The sequence below is a fragment of the Dictyobacter alpinus genome, assembly GCF_003967575.1.
In the GTDB taxonomy this organism is placed as follows: domain Bacteria; phylum Chloroflexota; class Ktedonobacteria; order Ktedonobacterales; family Ktedonobacteraceae; genus Dictyobacter; species Dictyobacter alpinus.
Genome location: NZ_BIFT01000002.1, coordinates 1,693,321 through 1,719,219, shown reverse-complemented (window position 1 = coordinate 1,719,219; position 25,899 = coordinate 1,693,321). Strand labels below are relative to the sequence as shown.

The window sequence follows — 25,899 nt, the reverse complement described above, 5'->3', positions numbered from 1 at the left end:
ACTATCAAGCATTGAAAAGGAAGCGAATGGTGGTCTATGGACATCTCTAAAGTATCTGCAAATGCGCCCCAGTTACATACAATTGAGACCGGTGTAGGTGGACGTGGAAAGACTGTTGATTTGAACGATGTCGCGGTGCTGCTTCATCCAGAAGATGATGTGGCAATTGCGCGTGTGCCCCTCAATCGTGGTCTGGTCCTGCGACTTCCCGCAGCATCCGGGTCTATTGAGGTCGCACAGCGGATCCTATCAGGACACAAGGTGTCGTTGCATACTATTGCTGAAGGCGCTCCAGTGCGGCGTTATGGTTCGATTATTGGTTTTGCCAGTCAGGCTATTCAAGCGGGTGAACATGTGCATAGCCATAATCTTACGGTCGGAACTTTAAAGCAGACCTATGAATATGCTGTAGATGTGCGCCCGCTTGCGTTTGTCGCTGAGCAAGAGCGCCGAACTTTTATGGGGTATCGGCGTCCAGATGGCAAGGTTGGGACACGCAATTATATCGCTATTATCAGCTCGGTTAATTGTTCTGCTTCGACGGTGCGCGCCATCCAGCAGCACTTTGGACCTGAACAACTGCGCGCCTATCCAAACGTCGATGGCGTGATTGGACTGACTCATAAGAGCGGCTGTGGAATGCGGACCGGTAGCGCTGCGGTAGAGCAATTGCAGCGTGTATTATCTGGTATGGCTGTACATCCCAATGTTGGTGCCTATTTGCTGGTGGGATTGGGCTGTGAGAGCAATCAGTTGCAGGATATGATCGCGGCCATGCAACTGGATTCCTCGCAGCAGTGGAAGCAGCCACATGTGCTGACCTTGCAAGAAAATCATGGTATCGCCCATACGGTTGCTGAAAGTGTGCGCATTATCGGTGATCTTCTGCCCCAGGTTAATGCCGTCGAGCGTGAATCAGTGCCGATCTCAGAATTGAAGCTGGCCTTGCAGTGTGGTGGTAGTGATGGTTGGAGTGGCATCACAGCCAATCCAGGTCTAGGATTTTGTGTGGATGAACTGGTGCGGCAGGGAGGCACTGCCGTACTGAGTGAGACGCCTGAGATTTATGGTGCCGAGCATATCTTGTTGCGACGTGCGCGTAGCCAGGAGATTGGTGAGCAGTTCGTTGAGCGGTTGCGCTGGTGGGAACATTATACCGCTATCAACGATATGGAGATGGATAATAATCCCTCGCCAGGCAATAAATTAGGTGGTCTGACAACCATCTATGAAAAGTCACTGGGTGCCACTGCCAAAGGTGGCACGACACCGCTCAATGCCGTCTACAAGTATGCAGAAGCCGTCACTGAGCGAGGTTTGGTGGTCATGGATACTCCCGGCTATGATCCAGTCTCGGTTACCGGTCAGGTAGCGGGTGGCTGTAACATTATTGTTTTCACGACTGGCCGTGGCTCGGTATTCGGTTTTAAGCCTGCTCCATCCATCAAAGTGGCGACGAATACACCATTGTATGAAAAGATGACTGATGATATGGATATCAATGCTGGTGTGGTGCTGGATGGGGTGAGCACTGAAGAGATTGGTCGACGTATCCTGGATGAGGTGATTGCTGTAGCCAGTGGTAAGCAGAGCAAGAGTGAAGCTCAAGGTATTGGTGAAGAAGAATTTGCTCCCTGGATTTTAGGGGCAACCATGTAGTCCATTGTGCATATACCCCAGGACGATCCACCTGCATTCATAGATGGATCGTCCTGGTTTGTCTTATGCCAGTGTAATAGCTGTGTGCTCGGTTGACTGTTCTTTCTGCCATGGGCGTACCAATAATGGTACCTCAATGACCGTTGGTCCAGCATGATTTGCGGACTGCTGAATGGCTGTACTTAACTCTTCAGGTGTGGTTACGCGCATGCTTTCAGCATGGAAGGCACGTGCCAGGGCGACATAATCTGGCGCGAGTAGATCTGTGGCAATATAGCGGCTATCATAGTTCTGATGTTGATCGGTCTTAACTCTGGTGAAGGTAGCGTCGTTGAAGATAACCACGATGACCGGTAGCTTCTCCTGTGAGGCGGTTGCCAACTCGCTACTATTGAGCAGGAACCCACCATCTCCGCACAAGGCAATTACCGGTCGTCCGGGCAAGCCCGCCTGTGCTCCAATCGCCAGTGGCAGACCGCTACCAATTGTGCAGAGTTCAGCTGGATGAATAAAGGTGCGAGGATGGCGCATTGGGAGATATTGGGCGGCTGCATATCCCAGCATCGTCATATCTGCCACCACGACGGTATCCTCTGGCATCTGTTCCAGAGCGGCACTTACCCCTTCAAGCATGCGGAAATTTTCGCCCTGATATTCTACTGTATGCAGGTAGAGTGCTTCACGTAGATCATCCAGTGCGCTATAAGGAGCCCGGCATTCTTGTGGAAACTCCTTCAGGAATTTGTAGAGTGCCTCAAGCGCCACCTTTGCATCCGAGACAATACCAATCTGGGTGCGATAATTATGTCCAATCTCCATTGGATCGATATCAATATGAATGAGCTTTTCGGGAAGTGGTAAACGGCGGTCAGCTGTTCTCTCGGCTCCTAGTTTGCTACCTACGACCAGCACTGCATCGCGAGTGGCGATAAAGGCATCCAATTCAAGTGGAAGATTGTCGTTGGTGGCCAGTACCAATGGATGCTGTGTTGGAAGTACGTCATGGCTTTTACTTCCCAATAGCACCGGTGCTTGCAGGAGTTCCGCCAGTTGCAAAAGTTGTTTGTTGGCATTGGAGGCGGTGACACCGGCACCTGCGATAATCAATGGGCGTCGGGATTCGCGTAGCACTTCGACGGCATTAGCCATAGCCTCGATGGAGGGTAAGGGGCGCTCCACGGGTCCGGCGATGGTGATATCTACATCCGCTGATTGGGTGAGCAGATCATAAGGAATCTGGATATAAGCGCCACGGGGACGCCCCTGTTGCATCATGCGGAATGCATCGTGGATCGCTTCTGGAATTTCTTCGACGTAGTTAACTGCTCGTGTCCAACCAACCAGGGATTGCATGACGCCAAGCTGATCTTTGACTTCGTGTAGTTCGCCACGAGCGCGGCCCTGTGAAGCGCGCGACAGTGAACTGCTAATAATCAATAATGGGATAGAGTCAGCGTAGGCACTGGCGGCAGGAGTGGTCACGTTTGTCACACCAGGACCTGTAATGGTACAGACGACGCCAGGCCGTCCGGTGGCCCTGGCATAGCCTTCGGCCATAAAGCCAGCGCCTTGCTCATGGCGGGCTAAAATGTGGCGCAGGCCGGGTTCATGATAAATGGCATCATAGATTGGTAATGTATGTACACCAGGAATTCCAAAAATGGTATCAACATTATATGCGCGTAATGCGGCGGTGACTGCTTGAGCTCCAGTAAGATGCTGCCTGTTGGTCACGCGAGAGACTCCTCTATGTATAATATTCTTTAACGCAGTGATAGGACGCCTATCTGGACGTTCCATGAATATATTTAATGTATGTATATTTTTTTATTAGCTTACCACATCGTGAGTAATCAAGCACCCTCAATGGGACTGGTATCTTATGGCGAGAAAAATGGGTGTGAAGTAATCTTTTTCAGTGAACCGCCCACAAAAAAACAATCTGGCGTTTACCACCCGATTGTTTTTTTTATGTTAATTTACTGCCTGTTTCACAGCATCGACCAGACCCGAGGTAAAATTATAATTTTGGATATTCGAAATTGACTTTAAGTACAATGGGCTGGGGGTAATTACCGAAGCGTTCGCCAAAAATATTCATGCCACCAACATGCTGAGCGTTTGGCTTGACGCCTAAACGAACTTCAATATAGGGTTTTTCCTGTAACTTTAACTGGTCGATTGGTATTTTACTGATATTTTTGCCATCAATAAAGCTACCTTCTTGCGTTACAGACCAGATTTTCAAGAGGCCGTATTGTGTATCTTTGGTTTCCCACCATTCGGGAGTCAGTAGCCCTCTTTCACCCCCGAAGTCAGCAGGACTTGTCCAGGTTCCGATCTCAATTCCATTGATCCAGACGGTGATATCTGATGGCCAGTTCAAATGATGGAGTGGAGCCTCTGAACAGACTTCAGCACTTAGATCTAAACGAATGGCAGCGGCGGTAGCGGGAAGGTGATTAGGGAAGCGGTAGGTTACATGACCATGCCCAAACCATAGTAACTGAGCTGAAACATGTTCTGGTTCATAAAAACTGGAAGGGGTATCCAGTAATCCTATCATGTGTTCTGCGTTGACTAACCCACAGGTCGGGTGGACATCAAAATCGACAAATTGTCCAATGGGCATGGCGATACTGAACGTATGTTGAGACGTTTCAGGGATACGTTCCAGGCGTATATGCACATCGTCATATGTGCGGGCGCAAAGTTTTTGTAATCCATGGGTCGCAGGAATAAACTCGGTTCGTATCAAATCGGCTTTTTCCAGGATCTTGATATGCGTGGTTGCCGACGAGGGCGCGATTTGTAACGCGAGCGCGATTTCATTGACATTAACCGTTCGTTCGCCTAAATAGGCAAGAATCGCCAGACGTGTCTCAGAGCTAAGCGCTTTGAGCAAGGTGAGTGCTGTCTCACTATTTTCGGTAAGATCTAGAAGTAACACTTTACCTGCCATACAATCACTACTGCTTTTTTCTTTTACTAACATTCGAGTGAATGTGCTTTGCTTCGCCTTTTACCTAATCAATGAAAAACAGTATAAGTTATTTCGAATCTAAAAGTCAATGGCTGTGTTTCTAGCAACAGGGCTTTTTCCTGTTCCTTTTTGGCGCCTGCGGTGCCGGGTTGGGGTGTGGAGTGTGTTGTGCGCGGTTGCAGCCACACACTCCACACCTGAAATAATGTCCACCTGATCGCTTGCTAGTGCTCTCCCTGCTACCCCAGTTTTGGATAGGTGAAGTGTACCGGATGTAAATATCTTGCTTGTTTTATGCTAGCTTGTATAAAAGAGCTTGTAAGAAATTTATAATTTGCAGACGTATTTATAATAAAATCAAGATTTGTAAGCATGCATAAAATTAAAAATAACAAAATTCTTTTGAAATTATGAGAAATACCGAAAAATATCTTGACAACGCAGTTTTTTTCATCTAAACTAATAACATTCGATTAAGAAAAGTATGAAGTAAAGCAGAGACAAACGCTTTATTTCGGACAATATCGAATATCAGTAATCCTTTACCTTAGTCAAAGTTGACTCGATTCGTAATGTGACGAAGGATAAAACTGTGAGGTAGTTAGCAGCGTGTGCTTCAGTTTTTCCATAGCTTTATTGTCTTTTTTTACTGGCAATAGCTGCTGATGCGATGCTGTACAGGGTAGTAACTATAGATAGTTGCCGCGCTGAAAATAACTTCTTTCTCTGTCCCCTGCGTTACCAGTTTGCATCTGTACTTGCGTACAAGTGTATGGTATGTCCTCTTCTTTTATTTTTAAACGGGTAGACCTGGAGAACATTTGTCATCTCAAGGAGAATGAGCAACTATGAAACGTTTCAAATCTCTGCGTTTAGGCATATCTCTTTTCTCTGGTTTCCTGGTGTGTGGCGCTTTAATGGCTGGTTGTGGCGATGCACCTGCTGCGACTAATCCCAGTGGTAATAATGGTGGTACTACTAATGCTACTTGCAGCAGCCCGCCTGCATTGTCCAAAACTACTGGCTTGAAGGTTGGTTTTTCACAAAATGAAAGCAATGGTCCATGGCGTGTGGCTGAGACCAAAAGCTTGCAGGATGAAGCGACTAAGCGTGGTGTGACCCTCTCGATTTCTGATGCTGCGAGTTCTGACGCCAAGCAAATCCAAGACGTGAAAAACTTTGTTTCGCAGAAGGTAGATGTTATTATCCTGGCCCCTCATACCGAAAAGCCGCTGGCAGCCGCTGTACAGGCCGCCAAGGCCGCCTGTATTCCGGTCTTTTTGATTGACCGCGATGTGGATCATACACTGGCTCAGCCAAACAAAGATTATGTAACCTTTATCGGATCTGACTTCGTCAAACAAGGCCAGCGGGCCGCCGATTGGTTGATTGCAAAGACTGGTGGTAAAGGAAATGTGATTGAGCTGGAAGGTTCAACCGGCGCGTCCGCCGCAACCAATCGTAAAAAAGGCTTTGATGAGCAGCTTGCTGCCAAGGCTCCCGGTCTGAAGATTATTGCTTCACAGGATGGTGATTTCAACCGCGAGACTGGCCGTAAGACGATGCAAACATTACTCCAGGCTCATCCAGAGGTGACCGCGGTCTATGCCCATAATGATGAAATGGCGATTGGGGCGATTACCGCCTTGAAGGCGGCTGGTAAGAAGCCAGGCAAGGATGTCATCGTCGTCTCGATTGACGGTGAGAAAGATGCCTTGAATGCCATCATTAGCGGAGAATTGGGCACGACCGTTCAATCCAGTCCTTTCTTTGGTCCTGTAACCTTTGACTCCATTGAGAAATATGGCAAAGGCACTAAATTGGATGATTGGATTGTGGTACAGGACCAACAATTCACGAAGGACAATGCTCAGGCAAATCTTGCCAACTCGTTTTAAGCTATTCTGCCAGTGTTTATTCCTCTGGGGCTCCAACGCTTGGAGCCTCAGAGCCAGCTTTAGTGAGCTGTCTTTATTCGTTTTGGTCAGAAGGGAGTAGTAGATGTCACAGACTAACCCGCTACTTTCTATGGAGCATATTTCCAAAGCTTTTCCTGGTGTGGTCGCGTTGACGGATGCACACCTGGATGTCCTGCCTGGTGAGGTACATGCGCTGGTTGGACAAAATGGAGCCGGCAAATCGACTTTGATTAAGGTCCTGACTGGTGTGGAACGTCGAGATAGTGGTGAGATTCTCTTCGATGGGCGCCCAGTTGATTTTCATTCCCCCCAGCAGGCACAGAATAATGGCATAAGTACGATCTATCAGGAAATCAATCTGGTCCCGTTTCGTTCGGTTTCTGAAAATATTTTTATGGGTCGAGAACCCCGTCGTTTTGGTCTGCTTCATTGGCGTAAGATGCACCAGGATGCGGAGAAGTTACTTCAGCGCTTCTCTATTATGATCGATGTAACCCAGCCATTGATGACGTATAATATCGCCACTCAGCAGATGGTGGCCATTGCGCGCGCGGTCTCTTTCCAGAGTAAACTGGTGGTGATGGATGAGCCCACCTCCTCTTTGAACGAAAGTGAAGTAGCGACACTTTTTGAGCTTATTCGACAATTAAAGGCTGATGGTATCGCAGTCATTTTTGTGGGCCATCGTCTGGATGAGTTATATGCAATTTGTGATCGCGTCACGATTATGCGTGATGGTCAGACGGTTGCTACCCAGTTTATGCATGCAATCCCTAAAGTGGAACTGGTAGCGAAAATGCTTGGGAAGGCACTGGGTGAAGTTCGTCATAGTCAGACCAGTTTGGATGCCAGTCAGCATGATATTGAAGAAAAAGTGCTGCTAGAGGCCTATGATTTGCGGCGTGGGACGCGTCTTCAGGGCGCGAGCCTGGATATTCATGCTGGTGAGATTGTTGGGCTAGCGGGTTTGTTGGGTTCTGGCCGTTCTGAGGTGGCGCGAGCAATCTTCGGGGCGGACGCGCTAGAGGGTGGAACTGTAATGCTCTCAGGAAAGGAACGGCATTTCCGTTCGCCCGCAGATGCCATTCGCGCGGGTATTGGTTTTTGTTCTGAGGATCGTAAGGCCGAAGGTATCATTCCCTATTTATCTGTGCGCGAGAACCTGACGCTGGCCGCCCTGCCAACGCTGTCCAGGTATGGCATCGTCTCGCGTGAGAAGCAGCAGCAGATTGTTGAGCAATTTATTCAGCGCATTGGTATTAAGACCTCAGGTCCTGATCAGTTAGTGCGTGAACTTTCAGGAGGCAATCAGCAAAAGGTATTATTGGCACGCTGGCTCTGCTTAAATCCTAAATTATTATTGCTAGATGAGCCGACGCGTGGCATTGATATTGGGGCCAGGGCCGAAATTCAGTCTTTGATTGAAGAGTTTGCTGAGAAAGGCCTGGGCGTGCTGATGATCTCTTCAGAATTAGAGGAATTAACGGAGGGGAGCGATCGTATCGTGGTTTTGCGTGATGGGCGTTCAGTCGCTACTTTGGAGCATGCACATATCAGCGAGAACGCTATCATGGCCGCCATGGCGCAAGATGACGATGAGGAGAGTCCTGTGAACAAAGATAGAGATGAGGTGGTCTAGCATGGTGAAGGTTGATCAGGTGCTAACGCCAAAGGCTCCGGCGACACGTCGCTCGCCAGTACCAGAGCGCCTGCGCACATTTTTTGCTACCTATCCAACGTTAATTGCTCTGGTTCTATTGATTATTTTTAATGTAATCGTTACTCCTCACTTTGTTTCATTGCAATCATTGTATTTGAATTTGACGCAGGTGGCACCTACCATCATTGTGGCGACCGGGATGACACTGGTCATTGCTACGGGTGGTATTGATCTGTCAGTTGGCTCGTTGATGGCGATTGCAGGTGCGCTGGCCCCGGCTATTTTCCTTGGCAAATTTGTGCCCTTACCACTTGATTGGTATATCAATATTCTGGCGGCCTTTGTGGCAATTCTGGTAGTGGCCTTGTTTGGGTTGTTCAATGGTGTTTTGATCACCGTTTTTCGCATTCAACCAATTATCGCGACCTTGATTTTATTTATCGCCGGTCGTGGTATTGCTCAAGTCATGACAAATGGCAGTATCCAGGATTATGACAATGCTGGCTTTAACTTTATTGGGCGTGGCTCACTACTTGGGATTCCCTTTCAGGTGATCATCGCTCTGGTGGTGGTGGTGGCAGGCGCTTTGCTGGTAAAGGCCACCATTTTCGGTCGCTATGTCCAGGCGATAGGTGGCAATGAGGCGGCTGCTCGGCTGGCTGGGATACCCGTCAGTACGGTGAAGCGTATGGTCTATGTACTCAGTGGTGTACTGGCTGCGATTGCTGGACTGATTTATATTGCAGTCAATAGTTCTTCAGATGCCAATCAGGTAGGCCTGAACGCTGAATTGGACGCAATTGCCGCGGTAGCGGTTGGCGGTACCTCTTTACTTGGGGGGAGTGCGAATATTCCAGGGACGCTTATTGGTGCATTAATCATTCAATTAATTCGTACGACCTTGATTTCCAACAATATCTCCTTTGATATTGCTCAGATGATTAATGCCGCCATCATTCTACTGGCAGTGTATATGCAACGACGGCGTAAGTCATGATGGATACAGTCTTTTCCAGCGATGGGATGACTATTTATGGGAGTAATTATGGCAGATATTGTCACATCTGGTAATAACCGCCGCTCCAACTGGTCCCAGGGATGGACGCGCGGAAAAAGTGCATTGCAACGTCAGGGAGCATTGATTGCGCTCATTGTGCTGATTGTCTTTGGTTCTATTCGCTATACAGGCTTTCTGACGGTTTATAACATTAATTCGGTCCTGACCTATAATACAACCTTTGCTCTGGTTGCGTTAGGGATGGCTTTTGTGATTATGTCCGGTGGGATAGATCTTTCGGTTGGCTCCGTGGTGGCTTTAACCAGCGTGGTGGCCGCGTATGCCAGCCAATATGGCTTACTGTCCGCGCTGGCTGCGGCTGTGTTGACGGGGACCGCGATTGGTTTATTCAATGGTTGGGTTATTGCCTGGCTGAAGATTCCACCATTTATTGCGACTCTGGCCATGTTGCTAGCAGCACGCGGACTGGCTCTATTCCTGGCGCATGATGCTACGGTTACCGTAAATACCACCAATGACTTTACCTCGATCTGGAGCAATACCCAGTTCCACATACCTATCCCTTTATACTTTTTGGTTTTTGCTTATGCCTTTGGCCTGATTGTCTTGCACCTGACCCGCTTTGGACGCCATGTCCTGGCGGTTGGTGGCAATGAGGATGCAGCGCGTTTGATGGGACTACCGGTAGAGCGCATTAAACTGATGGTCTATGCTATGAGTGGCGCGCTTGCTGGTATCGCTGGCGTTTTGTTGGCGGCTCAAACCTATACCGGACTGCCTAAAGAAGGTCTGGGATGGGAACTGACTGCTGTCGCTTCGGTAGTCGTGGGAGGTACGTTACTCTCGGGTGGTATGGGATCTGTAGCGGCCACTCTGGTAGGATCGCTCTTGCTTGGCTTGATCTTCACTATGCTGAATTTCGAGAATGGGCATGGTTTTATCACGTTATCGCCTTACTGGCAGGCGGTTATTCGTGGAGTTTTCTTGCTGATCGTTGTATTGTTACAGACCCGATTGGCGCGCCAGAAAAAATAATAGCCAACCTATCACTTTTAGTGAGCAGGAGAATAAGCAAGCAAGTGTTTCCACAAGCCGTGTAGCTGATCTCCTGTTTGCTAAGCAGGATTGATATTTCTTCTGTATGTCGATGAGGTATAATATTGATACATATATTTTTTTGGTGGGTGTAGGATTGTAGTGTGTGAGGAAGTGCTAATATGTATGGCGTCCAATATGGTTTAATGCATCGCAAAGCTGGCTGGTTGCCTGTTAGATGGAGGGTAGGTGTGTGGCGTGGATGGAGAGTAGGTTTGCTGGCTGGAATGGCCACTTGCCTCTTACAAGGTTTTTTTTCATTGGCAACACTGGCATATCCTGTATCCGTACAATATGCTGAATATGTAAGTTCAACCCCTGCCGCCAATGCCTCGTTAAATAGTGCTCCTGCTACCGTGCAGGTGCGTTTTTCTGCCCTCATTGATATCCAGCGCAGTAACCTTATAGTGGAAGATGTTGATGGCAAACAAGTAAGCACTGGTCGCCTTAATCCAGCTCATATTGAGCCTGAGACCCTTGTAGTGCGTATGCAGGCCGATCAATCAGAAATTTACGTTGTGAACTGGCATACTACTTCGAGTCAGGGAGGATACCGGGACAGTGGTAGTTTCCGTTTCTTTGTTCATGTCAGCCCTCTGCTGCAAAGCACCTTGAGTAAAATGTCTTCATTGACGCCAGCAGTTACGCCCTCCTCTACTTCGATACAAGCACGTAAGCCGGGAACCGTGCCAGTGTCGTCATTAAGGCTACAAATACCGCTATGGATCGCCGGCGTGATCAGCCTGATCAGCCTCATATCCGGCATTGGTTTGACCTGGATTTTTTCTCAACAAGCCAAAGAGCGCCGTGCGATCGCGCTCATTGAGCCCATGGCAGATGAAGATGATGAATAGTTTAGAGCTCTTTTCTCATCAGTCTATGTTCTCTCTGCGTGTTGATTGAAGGTGCTTGTTTGTTCGCTTCAAATCCCATGCGTTGCCAGAAATGGTAGGCCTGGATGTGCTGTTCAGGAACGCCCAGATAGAGGGCATCCGCTCCATGAGAGGTGGCCCAGTCCGCGAAAACGGTATACATTTTTTCTCCTAAGCCTTTGCACCATGGGCGCTCGACGTGCAGGCGTGAGACGCCGGCCGAGATTGCGCTTAGCTGGATCAAGTAAGAGTAGATTCAGATACCATTCATGCTCGGTAGGATAATGGCGAATCGCATCCAGGATGCCAATCAACTTTTCACCTGGTGTAAAGATGCCAAGCAACAATTTATCGTTATACGTTTTGCCAGCAGGTAACTCTGTAAAGATACTCTGGACGGTCTCTGGTCCAGGTTTGTCACCAGTCACTAATTCAATATAGTCAGCGCAACGCTCACAAAGATTTAGTACCTGGATATGATCGGCCAGGGTCAAATAACGAATCATATAGTCATTTACTAATGGCAATGTTTCTCTACGCATTTGTTTTAACCTCAGCTTTTTTTCTGGAGTACTACTTGTACAATACACCATACTTGCTACTGTTACCAGATTACAGTGCGCGAAATTTAATAAAAGCCTGGCCCATACGTCTTTTTAATACAGCCTTAACATATACCTACCTTGTGGCGCTCTTTTTAGGGTAGAAAGAAAAGGAGAGTACCCATATGACGAATACATCTGCGCGAAACTCTCAATCAGATTCAAACGTTTCAAGGGCCATGCAATGTAAGAATTGTCATAAGACCTTTACGGTTGTGCTGACCGATGGGGGCAAGGATATCCACTTCTTAAACATGATCAGTTGGGATTGTCCGGCATGTAAGAGAAATAATCTTACACCATTTCTACGTAATATCGCCTCTTAGATCGCCGAATTTGCCTGTATCGGATAGTCCACTTTTTTCGCATACTATCATCTATGCTGAGAGCATATGTACCTGTAGTAACTATGCTCTCAGCATTATTTTTGCCTTTCCTTGCTGTTCAACTGACTGTTATGATACGTGATAGATAGATATGAACGAAAGGGAAGTACAAATGAAACTTTTAATTTTAGGGGGCACTGTTTTTCTTGGTCGGCATCTGACCGAGGCAGCCCTGGCCCATGGACATGAAGTGACGCTCTTTCATCGTGGTGTTCATGGTAACGAACTTTTCCCTACAGTTGAGCGGCTACATGGGGATCGTGCTGGAGATCTTTCGGCCTTGCAGGGGAGGGAGTGGGATGCGGTTATCGATACCAGCGGTCAGCACCCTAAGCATGTACGCTCCTCAGCCCGGTTGCTTTCACAGGCGGTGAAGCATTATACATTTATCTCTAGTATTTCTGTTTACGCTGATTTTTCTCAACCAGCTATGGACGAATCGGCCCCTGTTGGTCGTCTGACACCCGAGCAACTCACCTCAATTGAGCAGACAGATGCTCCCTCCCTCGAATTTTATGGTCAGTTGAAAGCTCTTTGTGAAGAAGCCGCCGAAGAAGAGATGCCTGGAAGGGTCTGTAACGTACGGCCGGGCCTGATTGTAGGACCATATGACAATAGTGATCGCTTCACCTATTGGCCTGGTCGTGTTGCCAGAGGGGGCGAAGTGTTAGCTCCTGGACGTCCGGATAAGCAAGTCCAGTTTATCGATGTGCGCGACCTGGCAGCCTGGATCCTGCATGTGGCTGAAAGTAGTATGACGGGCGTCTATAATGCGACCGGCCCCGCTGAGATCCTGACAATGCAACACCTCCTGGAGGAGTGTAAGATGGTGAGTGGCAGTGATGCTGTCTTTCGCTGGCGTGACGATGTTTTTCTCATAGACAAGGGAGTGGATCCCTGGATGGGATTGCCTCTGTGGATCCCTGATAGTGAAAAAGACATGGCCGGTTTTCTTTCCGCCAATATCCAGCGCGCGCGCGCTGCCGGACTGACGTTTCGCCCTTTATCTACAACCATTAAAGATACTCTGGCCTGGGATCTGACACGTCCAGTGGGAGAGCGACGTGCGGGACTCAAAGCTGAACGTGAGGCAGAATTACTTGTAATGCAGCCTTAATGAACACCATCTGCAAGTTTTTTACATACGCAATCTTTTGAAAAGGAAAATGGCGAACTGGTTGTGACCAGCTCGCCATTTTCCTTTTCAAATACACGTGAGCGTTGTAACTGTGAGGCGTTGCGGCATAAAACTTATATGTGGATAAACAGCACCACTAGAAATACAACTGCTGTCACAACATGCCAGAGACGAATACTCTTTTGGAAATTTTTATTACGTAATGAGGATTGATAGCGTAGGCCGAAAAGCGCCAGACACAATAAAACCAGCCAGGCGACAATACCCGTTTGCATACGCCGACTTAAATCTGAAAAAGGGAAAAAGTAATAAACTGCATGGATGGTGGCTGCCGTAAGCACAATCCAGCCCCATAAAGGATGCGATTTGCGCAAGAAAAGAAAGATTGGGCGCAGCAAATTTTGTAGAGCTTGGAGTTTTCCTTTTTTGAGTAGAAGATACACTTGCCTGCTCACCCAAAGGGCCACTGAAGCCGCTGTGACAATGATCGCAAGTTTAGCGGTGATATTGCTGATTTTAGTAAAAAGCAGGTTGCTTGTGCCTGTACCATCCTCTGATACTAACAGAATAGTGGCGATGATCCCTTTAATGAACATAAATAACTATACCCTCTAAAATCTGATATTTATTTTTGTATATACTATAGTAAACGTAAATGAGAGCCAGATAAGTTTTATAGCTCTTGCTTTTAGTACTATGAGCACATAATATTTTTATGTCAATTATAGATCAATATATAGTTTAATCTGATCTATTAGCGTAATTTACTCTGGCACTCTTCATTGACATACTCTATTCTATATGCTACCTTCTTTTTATATCAATAATTGAGCAATAAGATGAGTTAAAGTTCTTATGATTTTAGTGCATGTATTGCTAATCGTGTCTCCTTTCTATTTCCAATCTTCTGCTTCAACACCGTTGTGTTACTACTACACCTTGTAGCGTGGATCGTAATCTTTCCCTGCCGATTTGCCATAAGCTTTGGGCGTTATGGTTATTTTTCATTGTATCCCGGCTATACATTGAGTGTGAACGTCATTGATCCAAAGAAGGAGAAACGAGATGGCAGGTAATAAATGTGTTGTATATGTTGAACCGGGTAAGGTTAAGGTTGAAAATATAGAGTATCCCAGGCTTGAGTTGAAAGAGCAGCATCGTAAATGTAACCATGGTGTCATTCTACGCGTTATCGCGACCAACATTTGTGGTAGCGATCAGCACATGGTACGTGGTCGCACAACAGCTCATAAGGGTCAAACGTTAGGCCACGAGATAACTGGTGAAGTTATCGAAGTCGGACGTGATGTTGAATTCATCAAGGTTGGTGATCTTGTTTCAGTTCCTTTCAATATCGCCTGTGGCCGTTGCCGTATGTGTAAGGCTGGCAATACGCATGTGTGCTTGAATGTTAATCCAGAACGTCCGGGAGCGGCATACGGCTATGTTGATATGGGTGGTTGGGTTGGAGGTCAGGCTGAGTACGCGATGGTTCCGTATGCAGACTGGAATCTTTTGAAGTTTCCTGATAAAGAGCAGGCAATGGAGAAGATGAAAGACCTGACGATGCTCTCTGATATCTTTCCGACCGGCTATCATGGTGCTGTCTCAGCTGGTGTGACCACTGGATCGACGGTCTATGTGGCGGGTGCCGGACCTGTGGGACTGGCCTGTGCGGCTTCGTGCCAGCTTTTGGGTGCGGCCGTTGTGATAGTTGGTGATATGAATCCTGAGCGCCTGGCACAAGCTAAGAGTTTTGGTTGTGAAACAGTTGACCTGCGTAAAAATGCGGATCTTCCAGATATGATTGCACAGATTGTTGGTGAGCCGGTGGTTGATGCTGCGATAGACTGTGTCGGTTTTGAAGCACGCGGACATGGCAAGGACGCTGCTGAAGCTCCTGCAACAGTGTTGAATGATATCATGGCTATTACACGTGTGGACGGCCGTCTGGGTATTCCTGGTCTCTATGTGACGGGTGATCCTGGTGGTATTGATGAGAATGCGAAGACGGGCCAATTGGGAGTGAATTTAGGACTCGGCTGGGCGAAAGCGCTGAGTTTTACGACCGGTCAAACTCCTGTCATGCGTTACCATCGCCAGTTAATGATGGCGATCCTGAACGACAAAATTCAGATTGCCAAGGCCGTCAATGCTACTGTGATCCCTTTGGACAAGGCGCCACAGGGCTATAAGGATTTTGATAAAGGGGTCGCTAAGAAGTTCATATTGGATCCACATGGTTTGATTAAATAAACCTGGCCAACAGCTTGAGCAGTCATAGAGACGCAGGGAATGGATGACATGTTCCTTGCGTCTCTTTTTTATTAATTTTGCGTTCTATGAGAGAGGAGGTTGATCGTATGAAGAACATACTGAACAAAGTACTTGTAACTGTTTTGCTTACTTGTCTGCTATTCGTCGTGTTTATAGCAAATGCCTGGATGTTACCTTCGGCTAAAGCTGCTACTGCCAGAGCCCCAAAAGTCTCGGCTGCAGCAGTAGGAGGGAAGGTTATAGACGTTGACCTCACGCAGCAAAGCCTCACGGCGTTTGAAAATGGTCGTGCAGTATTCTCGACATTGATATTGACTGGTAGAGCAGGTTTAGATACGCCGACAGGGACGTATCAAGTGTTTAGCAAAGCCAGTCCTACTACCTTTTACTCACCCTGGCCCGTAGGTTCTCCCAATTATTATCCGCCCACGACTGTCAGCTATGCGCTGGAATGGAAGCCAGGAGGTTTCTTCCTACACGATTCCTGGTGGCATACGGTATATGGACCCGGTACGAATAGTATACATAGTGATCCAGTCTATGGTCCGCAAAATGGATCCCATGGATGTATCTCTATGCCGTATGCATCTGCACGCTGGCTTTACACCTGGGCTCCAATTGGCACACCAGTTCGTATCCATATGTGATGAGGTAGCTGTTTGGAGAACAAAAGATCCCAGGCCTAAACCATGGCACAAGCCTGGGATCTGAGATTTTATCACTGGTAATATGATTATTACTGTGTGCTAGTGTTAACGGAAAAGGATAGTGCCAGCCGCTGGAACGGCGATCGGTTTAAGGCCAGCAGTTAACTCCAGCTCTTCTTCTCGTACAAGCTTACCCTGACAGTCTCGCACCTCAACGAACCGTTTACCTGCATTTTCCGTCATTTCTAGCATGATTCGCTGTTCCATGGTGCCATTGACAATTAATAGCTCGGCAGGAAAAGTAGGATCCACAGATAGTGCCGTATTGAGATATGCTACGACCAAACTTTTCTCTTGTGTGGACGCCGTTACCGATGAGTAGAGTATTTCTGGATGCAGTGGTTGTAATGTGCCATCTAACAAAAGGTCGCGGTGCTCGCGCCAGAAGGCCAACCAATACCGTACCACATCTAGATGGGCGGATGGGATTTTGTCGAGCATGACTGAAATTTGTGGAACTGAGAAGAGAATATTGATGATCTGTAGTGCTACCACTTCTGCAGGCTCATCGGGATGCCACATCAGCATATCGGAGTGAGCGGCAGTCTCTCCACACATCAAGCGTATATCCAGGGTCCTGACGCGATTGGTGATAAATTCATAGGGACAATCACCTGCGCGGAACATATTGCCGTATTTACGCATAAGTGGACCGACATATGACTGGCGGAATTCGATTAAAATGTCAGGCTTAATCGCCTTTAGCCGGGCCATCACGGCGGTTAGTAGTCGATCTACGGCCCGATCAATTGATTGTTCGTCCCGTTCATCGTTAGCTAGATCAATGTGTTTATGTGTGTGTGGAGGGACAGGTGCACCCCTAGGAAAGCGAGGCTGGGGGCGGAATGCATCCACAAAATCTAATTTAAAACCGTCAAGGTCCCATTCTCGCAGGGCCTTTTCGTATAATTGAATCAGGTATTCGCGTACATCTGGATAGCGTGGATCGAGTACTCCCGCCCCTAATTGATCTATTGTGTAGAGGAGCTTATGCTTGAAGCGGGACCAGACATTACTTTCTTTACCCACAAAAGGAACTGAATACCACAAAATATATTTCATGCCCAGTTCGTGTACGCGTGCCACATGGGCTTGCATGTCCGGTATCTTTTCGGTTGCCACCTGCCAATCCCCGCAGTAGGCATAGCCACGTTCATTATTGATGGTTTGCCAGCCATCATCGACAATGACAGCTTCGCAGCCCAGGTCTTTGGCGATACGACATTGAGCTTCAATGGCGCCTGGCTCCAACTGCTGATGGAAACTATACCATGTTGAGTACATTGGCAGTCGTGCATGTTCAGGAACCGCTAAGGGCTCATAATCTGGCTGTCCAGCCCACCATTGCTGGACCTGGTGAAGGGCCTGGTAATATGCAATAGCGCGTGTATCCAGTCTTAGGGTTGCTTCGTAACTGGCCAACTGCGGAGTTGATTCAACGAATAGATTAAGCGCGCAATGCAGTTCGCCCGTCTCTTCGCTGACACCAACCTTCATCTCAACGGCTTCCAGGGCATCTGAGAATGCAAAGGTGAGCCTGTTTTGTCCATGATAATTATAAAGACTGGTCACAGGCATTTGTGACGTTACCTTCGCAATCGTTCCTGATGTCCAGTTGGGTGCCAGACTTTTATTGCGATCACTACTGGAATTCCATATGCTATAAATATCGTGCATGGGAATAGACCATGCAATTTGAATATGGGGCATTGGCTGAGGCTGGTGGTCTCTCGTCTTGAAGGTAAACGCAATCAGATCTAGACCTTCTTCCAGCCTGGTAGTTGTTTGCGTAGCGATGAAATGATCGCCAAGACCATTAATCGTGATTACAGCTGTGCTGGTGGGTGTGGATGCCATAAGAGGAAAACTCCATTGTCGTATGCTAACATTGCAATACTTTACGTAAACACAAACTTGCCGGTTATAGTTATATACTATTGCGAGCACTTACATCGTTTCACGATGAGCCGGTTTTACTGTCTACCCTGGAGTCTACCATATCTGAACTGTCTGGCGCTACGACGACTGTTTTTCTGACTTTTCTTGAGTGGAGGACCTTTCTCTATAACTGCCTCCAGGTTTGGACGGACCAGTATACTGTAAAGAGGATTATCACCTGCTGATCCTGATAATCAATGCAGCAATACGAGTTCTCCACTGATAAGGAGTATATCTGCGTGGATAGTGTTGAATTTTTAGACTATATTGAATCGTACATCGAAGCATCTGTAGATTACATTGTACAGGACATGCAGCTGTGTGGCTTATATAATGGTAATCGCCATGATACATTCTGGAATATGCTCTTTGAAGAGATTGGGCATTTTCTTGTGCGCACTTATGACGCTTACGAGGTTGAAGAACTGGCAGAATCGGATGGAACGATGTGCTGGGCCTTTGGTTATGATGAAGAGGTTGCGGGCTGGACATGGATACGAGGCGAGGAAACACATATGCGCCTCGAAGAAGGGCCTATTATCAGTGCATTACGCAATACTCATATGGATATTGTCGCTTTCTATGAGCGCTATCCGCAGAAGCACTGGATAGAGATCTGGTATGGTCCTGGTACAATCAAGTTGCTGCGGCATAGAAATGAGCAGGTGTTACTGACCTTACCCGCGTTTTTGGAAGCTCGTCTTGAATTACTTCAGCATCGCTTGAATCAGTATTATACAAAAGATCATCAGAATGAGCGTGAGCTTGAAGCAGAAAATGCAGCCGGCATGGTCGTGAAGATTCGCCAGAAACAGCTCAGCCAGGAAGGGCATGCAGAAAACACGTTTCAGTATACCTGTCAGATCGAGCAGCCGCGTGGCTTGATTCAATTTAGCAGCGAAAAGTTTCCTTCAAATTCATTGGATGAGCTTATCTTAATGCTCTGCTATGATTTCATCGACTTTGAGTATTTCTTCACACGTAATCGTTTTGAGGAAGTGATCGGACCAATACGCACCAGAAATGCTGTTCTCGCCTGGAATACCGTCTCACAAGCTCAAGAGGTGGCGCGAGCACGCAAGGTAATTAAAGAGGACGAACAAAACGCCTGATCCACCAATACCAGGTAACACTTTGCCATGTTGCCTGGATGGTCATTGCGCGATTACAGGTGAATGTTACCCACAACATTCACCTGTAGATTTTGCTCCGGCTTTAATAGGCTGGTTCTTTAGTCTGTACGCGTTGTTCGCGCATCAGCCAGACATAGCCATCTTCTAATCCTGGCTCGACAGGGACGGTTCTGGCAGCAGTTAGCTGATCGATTGTGCTTTGATCAGCGATCACGCGATATTGTATGCCCTGTGCTAAATGCAGGGTAGAGACAACAATAAGATCTCCTTGTGGCTTCTGACCCTGTGTGGTCACAAGCCAGACTTTGCCTTGTGTTTGTTCAACCAGTTTAGCGGTTGTACCCTGAAAGATGACTTCGCCATTTTTCATAACGGCCAGATTGCGACAGGTCTGCGCAATATCTTCCACGATATGTGTTGAGAGCAATACAGTACGATTACCTCCCAGATCGCTCAATAGATTGCGGAAACGGATACGCTCCTCTGGGTCAAGTCCTGCGGTTGGTTCATCAACGATTAAGAGTTGTGGATTATTGAGTAGGGCTTGAGCGATACCAACACGGCGTTTCATACCGCCGGAGAAGGTTTTGAGTTTGCGTTGGGCCACATTACTGAGTGCCACCATTTCGAGCATCTCATTAACGCGCGCCTTTCGTTGTTGCCGGTTGTCAAGCCCCTTTAAAATCCCAATATAATCCAGGAATTCGCGGGCACTGAGATCTGGATACATTCCCAGGTCCTGAGGCAAGTACCCTAACGTTTTTTTGATGGCTGTACGACCTTTTTCTGTACTCCCATCATATTCACCCACCTTAATCGTACCAGAGGACGGATAAAGGATACCTGCCAGTATACGCATAAGTGTGGTTTTGCCCGCCCCATTTGGGCCGAGCAGGCCGAACATGCCACTTTCAATAGAGAGGTCGAGTCCCTTTAATGCCTGGATATTGCCGCGATAGGTTTTTGTGAGATCATCAATGATTATGTTCATGGTGCAAGAATCCTTTGCCATCAAAAAATTATTTTACGGCTTGTTGCCAGCGTAAAACTATGTAAAGCGTACCTAGCGCTACCAGCGCCAGTGCAGTTAAGAGCAGGACACTTTCCCAGCCTTGTATTGGCGTAGCCGAGACATCCATGTGGTTGAGCCCAAAGATGCCAACGGCCATGAATTTACCTGCTGGTGCGAGAAGCGTATCACTTAACGTAGGAATCCCATTGCGTGAGCTTAAGAAGTTGCCCCAGAACCAGTAGCCAACAAAGCAAAATTGGTAGAGGGGGACCCACATCACTGCAGGACAGGCGAGTGAAAAGGCACTTATGAAAAGGATGCCTGGTAATGTAATGATCATGAAGACTGGTATGGCCAACAAGATGCTTTCGAAATTTCCTGTGCGATAGAGAATAAAGCTCACTCCTGCCAGGAAAAAGAGCAGCATGGGTATCAACGTGGCACAGACACTACCCAGGTATTTGCCAAGCAATCTGACACTCAGCGCTCCTGGTAGCGCATTGAACAATTCTTCCATTTTGGTGCGTCGATCGCGTGGTACACGGTCCGCGATCATGCAACCAAAAGTTGCGGGTAAGAAAAAGTTAAGCAAGAGGGCCAGACTTGCCAATGTCTGGGGCATCGGTAGATCGAGATCTCGCTGGACAAATTGGTTTACGAATGGCGAGCGTGCATAGATGGCAATTTCTAAGGCCCCAATCAAAAGCATCCCAATCCATAAAGAACGCCTGCGTATTTGCATGAGAAATTCATAGCGAAATGTTCCTTGAAAGACGGCCAATTGATTTATCATTCTTCTGTGTTTCCTTTCAACATACGTTCTGTATTGTGTAATAAGAACCAGGAGAGCACGAACAAAACCAGAGCCGTACCAATCAACTCAAGGCGCGTATCCAGAAAGTATTTATAATAATCTGCTGGCATGATATCTGTGGCTGGAAATTTGAGCAACGTGGCAGGAAAGAGCAGTGCCGGGCGCAACCAGTCGTTCAATGCGATAAAGTCTTTGAACACGATCTCGGCAATCCAGATACCTCCAAGTAATGCCACGCCAGCCGTCTGGCTCTGAATGAGTAAGGAGAAGCATAGACCCACCGCCAGGCACCAGAGTAAGGGAGCCAGCCATAATGATTGGATGATGATGAACTTGAGCCATGGTGACCAGCTCTGCATAAATGTTGGCAGATAGATCAAGTTTAAGCTTGCCATGCAGTTGATGTAGAGCATAGCTACAATGATAGACAGGATCAGTATGCTGGAAAAACGTATGAGCGCCGTATGTTGATATTTACTGGCTACGGTTAACTGTATTTCCAGGGCGGAATCCTGCGCAAGAACCGTTCCAATAACTGCCCCCATGGCTATCGGGAGCATCATTTCCACTCCGCCTAATAACGCCCGTGCTGGATTAATCTGCCGGGCCTGTAAGAATAGTGCCAGCAGGATAAATCCTATGACCAGGATTAACGGGGTAAGGAGGGTTCGTTTCCCGAGCAGTTTGATTTCATAGTATAAGCGATCAAAAGACATAATTCCTCCAAACATGTGTATGTGCCTGGCATGAATCTACTATGCAAGGCTCGCCAGGCGTGGTTGACGTGGTGCATAGTAGATAGCTACAAGTAGTAGAAGTAAAGGAACCACAAATAGATATGGATTGTTGTCCCAATTCATATGCATGAAAAAGTTAAAGTTTAGCTGTAAATTGTTGAGCTGAAGTTCAAAGACGTGTAGCGCTTCTATCCCAAAGGTCACTAGCAGTGCCAGCCAGGAACTGATCAATACAGACATTGAGAACGTTGTCAGTGCAACCAGCAACAGTGGTTCTAACCAGAGATGGATGATCTCCCAGAGATTCCCGCCATAAATCAGGGCAACCACTCCAGATGCGATCAAGGCAACCAGTAGATTGTAGCCAACCACAATCAAGAATCTGAATAGCATCATGATACGAATAGAGGTTGGTGTTGACAGTGTGAGCTCGAGTCCACTATCGTTCTCACCACCGAAGAGAAATGCTGCCCCCGCACCAGCTGAGATGGTGATAAACATGGCCATATAGACACCCGCAGCCTGCATGTTTGAAGGTTGGCTTGCTAAAGAATACAAGGTCATGATCATGCCCAGCGTTGTTACTAATACCGCCCCGAGCCAGATACTTTTGTGTATTAAGGGGATCTGTCGTATGAATAGCACACTATAACGTTTAGTAATCGTAATTAATGTTTCACATAATATTTGTTGTGCTGATCGGGTTGTGTCTACTTCTACCTGTCTATGATTTGAAGATGCAATGGACGGCTGTGCATATTCCTTTTTGTTTTTAGCCAGTACATATTGCGCTGCTTCGCGAACAGGCGCATAGGGATCTTTCTGCGCTACCTGTAATAAAGAACCGAGTAAGTCTGATGTTTGTATATTGATCTCCGCCAGGGTCAGAATGACCATTTCTCGTACTTCCCATTCAGGATCTGCCAGCGCCTGGAGTAGATATTCTAAGGGAGCCTGTTCCCCCAACTGGCCTAGTACGCGGAGTGCCGCAACTCGAACCAGACGATGTTCATCTGCTAATGCGGCTTTGAGGAGTTCTGGATCTGTATTACCATCGAATGTCCGCACGGTTGCTGCCCGTATTTCCCAGGCACTATGCTGCAATCCAGCGTGTTGTTGATTTGCTGCTAGCCCCTTTTCCAGATAAGGTTGTCGTTCTGCCAGGCGACCAAGCACCTGAGAAAGAAGCGTCTCTGGAGCCTGTTGCTCCTCTGACCAGGATATTTCTATCTCCTCCGGGTTGAATCCTTGTTGATCCATGGTTTTTCTCTCCCTTCCTGTACGCGATTATTCTCCTCAAAAAATGTGCGCAACTGACGTATACCCCTTGAGATAGCAGATTTGACCGTCCCTAATGGAAGATCCAGCAGCGTTGCGATCTCCTGGTAGCTAAGGTGCTCAAAATAGTAACAGGTGATAATGATGCGGTATCTTTCAGGTAATTTTGCTAAAAGTTGTCCTAGCTCTTTTTGTGTTTCTAATTGTTCAAATAGTATTTCTGGTTGTTCTTCTATATGGAGTGGTGGATTATTCTCGGTCAGATCTAATGGCACGATGTGTAATCGTGTTTTGCGTAGCCAGTGGGTATAGACATTGAGCGTAACCCTGTATAGCCAGGCTTGCAACTTGAGTAGCCGTATCCGCTCAGGTGGATAATTTTCCAGGGTCACGTAGGCGCTCACAAACGCTTCCTGCACAATATCTTCAGCGTTTTGCTGGCTATTGCATAAACGATAGGCAAAGGTATACAGGCGGTTTTGGTAATGTATAACTACTAGCTGGAAATATTCATGCAGGTTGATAGCGAGTAAATTTTTCAGATCATCGTCATACTGGCTCATAGCATCCTTTCACAAAGTATTTAAATTCTTATCAGGTAGATACCATAAATCCCTTGGGGGGTTGCATCTTGAGGCAATTGATTTTTATCATTGGAGATAGTACTTTGTAGGGCGTCTATATATTCATCGTTATATTTTATTCTTTGATCTCGTTTATAATTTGGGACATATTGTAAGCTATTCGATCAAATGCAATCAAACTTAATTATGCAATGCAGCTTCAAGGTCCTTATGCAAAAAATCTGTTTTTTGAGCTATGTGAATAAGATAAAACTTTGAATGCGTCCCCCCAGTCCTTGAATTTATCCTTTAGTTCCTTTGAGCTATTTCAGGTGAGGAGAAATTATATGCAGTGTCGTGTATGTGGAGCGCGCGTCCCAGCTGGTGCTAACGCCTGCCCATCTTGTGGTACTATTGTGCAGACACCAGGAACTAATCCACAGGGTCAGTTGCCCCCCACCGCTTATGCCGGTCCGACTACAGCAACTAACTATGGAAATGCACCTGTGCCGCCACCGCCTTCGTATCCAGGTAATTCTTATCAGAACCCAACGCCGGCTGGTTCATCACCGTATCAGCCAATATATCCAACAGATCCTTATCAGCAGCCAGGGCAGCAGTATCCATCATCTACGCCATATAACAATCCGCCGGGTGGACCATCATATCCTGGTGGCCCAAATACACCGTTTCAAGCGCCGCGCAAAAAGTCGCGTACTGGTCTGATCGTGGCAATTGTGGCAGTTGTATTGGTGCTTGGGTGTATTGGCTCAGTGTTTGCCGCGAACAAATGGGCGGGGGGTACCGCCGATAATGGTACAGCCACACCCACTACCGCAGCAACTACTCCTACGGCTAGCCCGTCGTCGAACGTGACACCAACACCAGCCACGACGAATACGCAGCCTGGCGCCACACCTTCTGGCACGCCGATTGATCCCGTGGCCTCAAAAATCATCATCCATCCTCAAACGGCGGGTGACGTTGATAAGAAGGCCTATACGCCAATCGAGAGCACGATCGGCACAACTTTTAAGGTCAATAAACCAATTTATGTCACCTTTAACCTTGATCCTAATAAATACAATGTAGCCCAAACTCCAGCCTGGGTGAACGTACGCTTCTATCGTGGATCGGATAAAATCCTTAAAGATGATCCACTAAAGGTGGACGACGGTGTAACCGTAGGATACTTTGGAGTGCAGTATTATCTGCCTACACCCGATGCAGCTGCGGAAATTTACTGGTGCAATACACAAAATTGTAGTGACGGTAAACTTGCTCAGGTGGTGCATTTTACGGTGACTGAGTAACAACTGTAACGCACTATTCATCCACTTCAAGCTTGAGCAGAGTTCGGGCACAGGAGATCTGTGCCCGAACTCTGCTTTTTTGGCGGTTTCGCTCCCGCGGCTTTGGCTACTGTTGCTATCACATATTTTGTATTGAGAATGTATGTGTAATCTGTGTCGTTTGATCTATCATTAATCCTACCGAGCAATAGCGCTTTTCTACTAATGAGATGGCTCTTTGAATAGCATCAGCATGAATATTGCTTCCAGTAAAATGATGCTCCACTGTAATTGTATGAAAGATATGTGGTGGTTGGGGGACTTTTTCTCCATGTGCCTCGATCGCGTAGTCGTGTATATCCTGTTTCATTTTACGCAGGATAGTCATGATTTCTATACCCGCGCAACCAGCCAGAGCTGAGAGTAACAACTCCATTGGACAGGGGCCAGCGCTCTCTTCTCCACTATCTGGCTCGTCTGTGTCCAGGATGAGTGAATGACCTGTGCCCGTGTCTATATTAAAGCGCAAAGCTGAATCTAGTTTTGCCTGAACATTCATCTGCATGTGCATCGTAACTGGTTTCCTTTTGTTGAATCTCCACACTAAATATCCAGACCTTTATTGTACAGCATTTAGCAGCCCTGATGTATGCATATCGAATTGTTGCTAACTATCCAGCTGCTTTCGGTCCGTTATAGATAGATAATGGTATGGTTATGATAGATAGTGGTATGGTTATACGCTGGCAAAGTGGATATTCGCAGCTTTCTGAACCTGCCTTATAATGGGTTGAAGCAAACGATCAGAAAGGATTT

At 47.1% G+C, this 25,899-nt stretch carries 24 protein-coding genes; 12 read left to right on the top strand and 12 right to left on the bottom strand.

Features of this window, described 5'->3' with window-relative positions; genetic code table 11:
- Positions 1 to 36: 36 nt before the first annotated feature.
- Positions 37 to 1,659 (top strand): UxaA family hydrolase, encoded by a 1,623-nt coding sequence (locus tag EL633_RS29450; protein WP_126630799.1) that lies wholly within the window; start codon positions 37 to 39, stop codon positions 1,657 to 1,659.
- A gap of 63 nt (positions 1,660 to 1,722) precedes the next feature.
- Here the strand turns inward: EL633_RS29450 and EL633_RS29445 are convergent, their stop codons facing one another.
- Both EL633_RS29445 and EL633_RS29440 read right to left on the bottom strand, forming a co-directional pair.
- Positions 1,723 to 3,393, bottom strand: coding sequence for a thiamine pyrophosphate-binding protein (locus EL633_RS29445; protein WP_126630798.1), 1,671 nt, complete (start codon positions 3,391 to 3,393; stop codon positions 1,723 to 1,725).
- Positions 3,394 to 3,679: 286 nt separating this feature from the next.
- Positions 3,680 to 4,621, bottom strand: coding sequence for an ArsR/SmtB family transcription factor (locus EL633_RS29440; RefSeq protein ID WP_126630797.1), 942 nt, complete (start codon positions 4,619 to 4,621; stop codon positions 3,680 to 3,682).
- Positions 4,622 to 5,490: 869 nt separating this feature from the next.
- On the opposite strand from EL633_RS29440, the gene EL633_RS29435 reads away from it, so the two are divergent.
- The 5 genes from EL633_RS29435 (at position 5,491) to EL633_RS29415 (ending at position 11,188) form a co-directional block, all read left to right on the top strand.
- Positions 5,491 to 6,540, top strand: a complete 1,050-nt coding sequence (locus EL633_RS29435; protein WP_218027609.1) for an ABC transporter substrate-binding protein — start codon at positions 5,491 to 5,493, stop codon at positions 6,538 to 6,540.
- A 103-nt stretch (positions 6,541 to 6,643) separates the two neighbouring features.
- The gene (locus EL633_RS29430; protein WP_126630796.1) at positions 6,644 to 8,200 is read left to right on the top strand and encodes a sugar ABC transporter ATP-binding protein; all 1,557 of its coding nucleotides are present in this window, start codon (positions 6,644 to 6,646) and stop codon (positions 8,198 to 8,200) included.
- Position 8,201: 1 nt separating this feature from the next.
- A complete protein-coding gene (locus EL633_RS29425; protein ID WP_126630795.1) occupies positions 8,202 to 9,218 on the top strand; it encodes an ABC transporter permease in 1,017 nt (338 codons plus the stop codon).
- Between the two features lie 48 nt (positions 9,219 to 9,266).
- Complete coding sequence (locus EL633_RS29420; protein WP_126630794.1) at positions 9,267 to 10,274, top strand: ABC transporter permease; 1,008 nt, start codon at positions 9,267 to 9,269, stop codon at positions 10,272 to 10,274.
- Positions 10,275 to 10,594: 320 nt separating this feature from the next.
- Positions 10,595 to 11,188: a copper resistance CopC family protein gene (locus EL633_RS29415; RefSeq protein WP_161982530.1), complete on the top strand. Its 594-nt coding sequence runs from the start codon at positions 10,595 to 10,597 to the stop codon at positions 11,186 to 11,188.
- A 1-nt stretch (position 11,189) separates the two neighbouring features.
- Here EL633_RS29415 and EL633_RS38320 read toward each other — a convergent pair whose 3' ends face one another.
- Positions 11,190 to 11,369: an N-acetyltransferase gene (locus EL633_RS38320; RefSeq protein ID WP_126630792.1), complete on the bottom strand. Its 180-nt coding sequence runs from the start codon at positions 11,367 to 11,369 to the stop codon at positions 11,190 to 11,192.
- Positions 11,302 to 11,748, bottom strand: coding sequence for a hypothetical protein (locus tag EL633_RS29405; RefSeq protein WP_126630791.1), 447 nt, complete (start codon positions 11,746 to 11,748; stop codon positions 11,302 to 11,304). The genes EL633_RS38320 and EL633_RS29405 overlap by 68 nt, the downstream gene beginning before the upstream one ends.
- Before the next feature lie 185 nt (positions 11,749 to 11,933).
- Between EL633_RS29405 and EL633_RS29400 the strand changes: the two genes are divergently transcribed.
- Positions 11,934 to 12,134, top strand: a complete 201-nt coding sequence (locus tag EL633_RS29400; RefSeq protein WP_126630790.1) for a hypothetical protein — start codon at positions 11,934 to 11,936, stop codon at positions 12,132 to 12,134.
- Positions 12,135 to 12,306: 172 nt separating this feature from the next.
- On the top strand, positions 12,307 to 13,311 hold the full coding sequence (locus EL633_RS29395) for an NAD-dependent epimerase/dehydratase family protein (RefSeq protein WP_126630789.1): 1,005 nt from the start codon (positions 12,307 to 12,309) through the stop codon (positions 13,309 to 13,311).
- A 134-nt stretch (positions 13,312 to 13,445) separates the two neighbouring features.
- Here EL633_RS29395 and EL633_RS29390 read toward each other — a convergent pair whose 3' ends face one another.
- Positions 13,446 to 13,928 (bottom strand): DUF4153 domain-containing protein, encoded by a 483-nt coding sequence (locus EL633_RS29390; protein ID WP_126630788.1) that lies wholly within the window; start codon positions 13,926 to 13,928, stop codon positions 13,446 to 13,448.
- Between the two features lie 469 nt (positions 13,929 to 14,397).
- Here EL633_RS29390 and fdhA point away from each other — a divergent pair, with 469 nt between their 5' ends.
- Together fdhA and EL633_RS29380 are read left to right on the top strand one after the other, a co-directional pair.
- Positions 14,398 to 15,588, top strand: coding sequence for a formaldehyde dehydrogenase, glutathione-independent (gene fdhA / locus EL633_RS29385; protein ID WP_126630787.1), 1,191 nt, complete (start codon positions 14,398 to 14,400; stop codon positions 15,586 to 15,588).
- A gap of 107 nt (positions 15,589 to 15,695) precedes the next feature.
- Positions 15,696 to 16,256 carry a L,D-transpeptidase gene (locus tag EL633_RS29380; RefSeq protein ID WP_161982529.1) on the top strand — a complete coding sequence of 187 codons (561 nt, stop codon included), beginning with the start codon at positions 15,696 to 15,698 and terminating at the stop codon, positions 16,254 to 16,256.
- Positions 16,257 to 16,361: 105 nt separating this feature from the next.
- Here EL633_RS29380 and EL633_RS29375 read toward each other — a convergent pair whose 3' ends face one another.
- Positions 16,362 to 18,173 (bottom strand): glycoside hydrolase family 36 protein, encoded by a 1,812-nt coding sequence (locus EL633_RS29375; protein WP_126630785.1) that lies wholly within the window; start codon positions 18,171 to 18,173, stop codon positions 16,362 to 16,364.
- A gap of 320 nt (positions 18,174 to 18,493) precedes the next feature.
- Between EL633_RS29375 and EL633_RS29370 the strand changes: the two genes are divergently transcribed.
- Positions 18,494 to 19,366: a hypothetical protein gene (locus EL633_RS29370; protein WP_126630784.1), complete on the top strand. Its 873-nt coding sequence runs from the start codon at positions 18,494 to 18,496 to the stop codon at positions 19,364 to 19,366.
- A 103-nt stretch (positions 19,367 to 19,469) separates the two neighbouring features.
- On the opposite strand, the gene EL633_RS29365 is transcribed toward EL633_RS29370, so the two are convergent.
- Genes EL633_RS29365 through EL633_RS29345 form a run of 5 tightly spaced genes read right to left on the bottom strand, consistent with a single transcriptional unit; the run spans position 19,470 to position 23,791 of the window.
- Positions 19,470 to 20,378: an ABC transporter ATP-binding protein gene (locus EL633_RS29365; RefSeq protein ID WP_126630783.1), complete on the bottom strand. Its 909-nt coding sequence runs from the start codon at positions 20,376 to 20,378 to the stop codon at positions 19,470 to 19,472.
- Positions 20,379 to 20,406: 28 nt separating this feature from the next.
- Complete coding sequence (locus tag EL633_RS29360; protein ID WP_126630782.1) at positions 20,407 to 21,192, bottom strand: ABC transporter permease; 786 nt, start codon at positions 21,190 to 21,192, stop codon at positions 20,407 to 20,409.
- Positions 21,189 to 21,929, bottom strand: a complete 741-nt coding sequence (locus EL633_RS29355) for a hypothetical protein (RefSeq protein ID WP_126630781.1) — start codon at positions 21,927 to 21,929, stop codon at positions 21,189 to 21,191. The genes EL633_RS29360 and EL633_RS29355 overlap by 4 nt, the downstream gene beginning before the upstream one ends.
- Positions 21,930 to 21,968: 39 nt before the next feature.
- Positions 21,969 to 23,210: a HEAT repeat domain-containing protein gene (locus EL633_RS29350; protein WP_126630780.1), complete on the bottom strand. Its 1,242-nt coding sequence runs from the start codon at positions 23,208 to 23,210 to the stop codon at positions 21,969 to 21,971.
- Positions 23,177 to 23,791 carry an RNA polymerase sigma factor gene (locus EL633_RS29345; RefSeq protein WP_126630779.1) on the bottom strand — a complete coding sequence of 205 codons (615 nt, stop codon included), beginning with the start codon at positions 23,789 to 23,791 and terminating at the stop codon, positions 23,177 to 23,179. Before EL633_RS29345 ends, EL633_RS29350 begins: the two co-directional genes overlap by 34 nt.
- A gap of 347 nt (positions 23,792 to 24,138) precedes the next feature.
- On the opposite strand from EL633_RS29345, the gene EL633_RS29340 reads away from it, so the two are divergent.
- Positions 24,139 to 25,104, top strand: a complete 966-nt coding sequence (locus tag EL633_RS29340) for a hypothetical protein (protein ID WP_126630778.1) — start codon at positions 24,139 to 24,141, stop codon at positions 25,102 to 25,104.
- Between the two features lie 118 nt (positions 25,105 to 25,222).
- Here the strand turns inward: EL633_RS29340 and EL633_RS29335 are convergent, their stop codons facing one another.
- Positions 25,223 to 25,654: an OsmC family protein gene (locus tag EL633_RS29335; RefSeq protein ID WP_126630777.1), complete on the bottom strand. Its 432-nt coding sequence runs from the start codon at positions 25,652 to 25,654 to the stop codon at positions 25,223 to 25,225.
- Positions 25,655 to 25,899 lie beyond the last annotated feature (245 nt).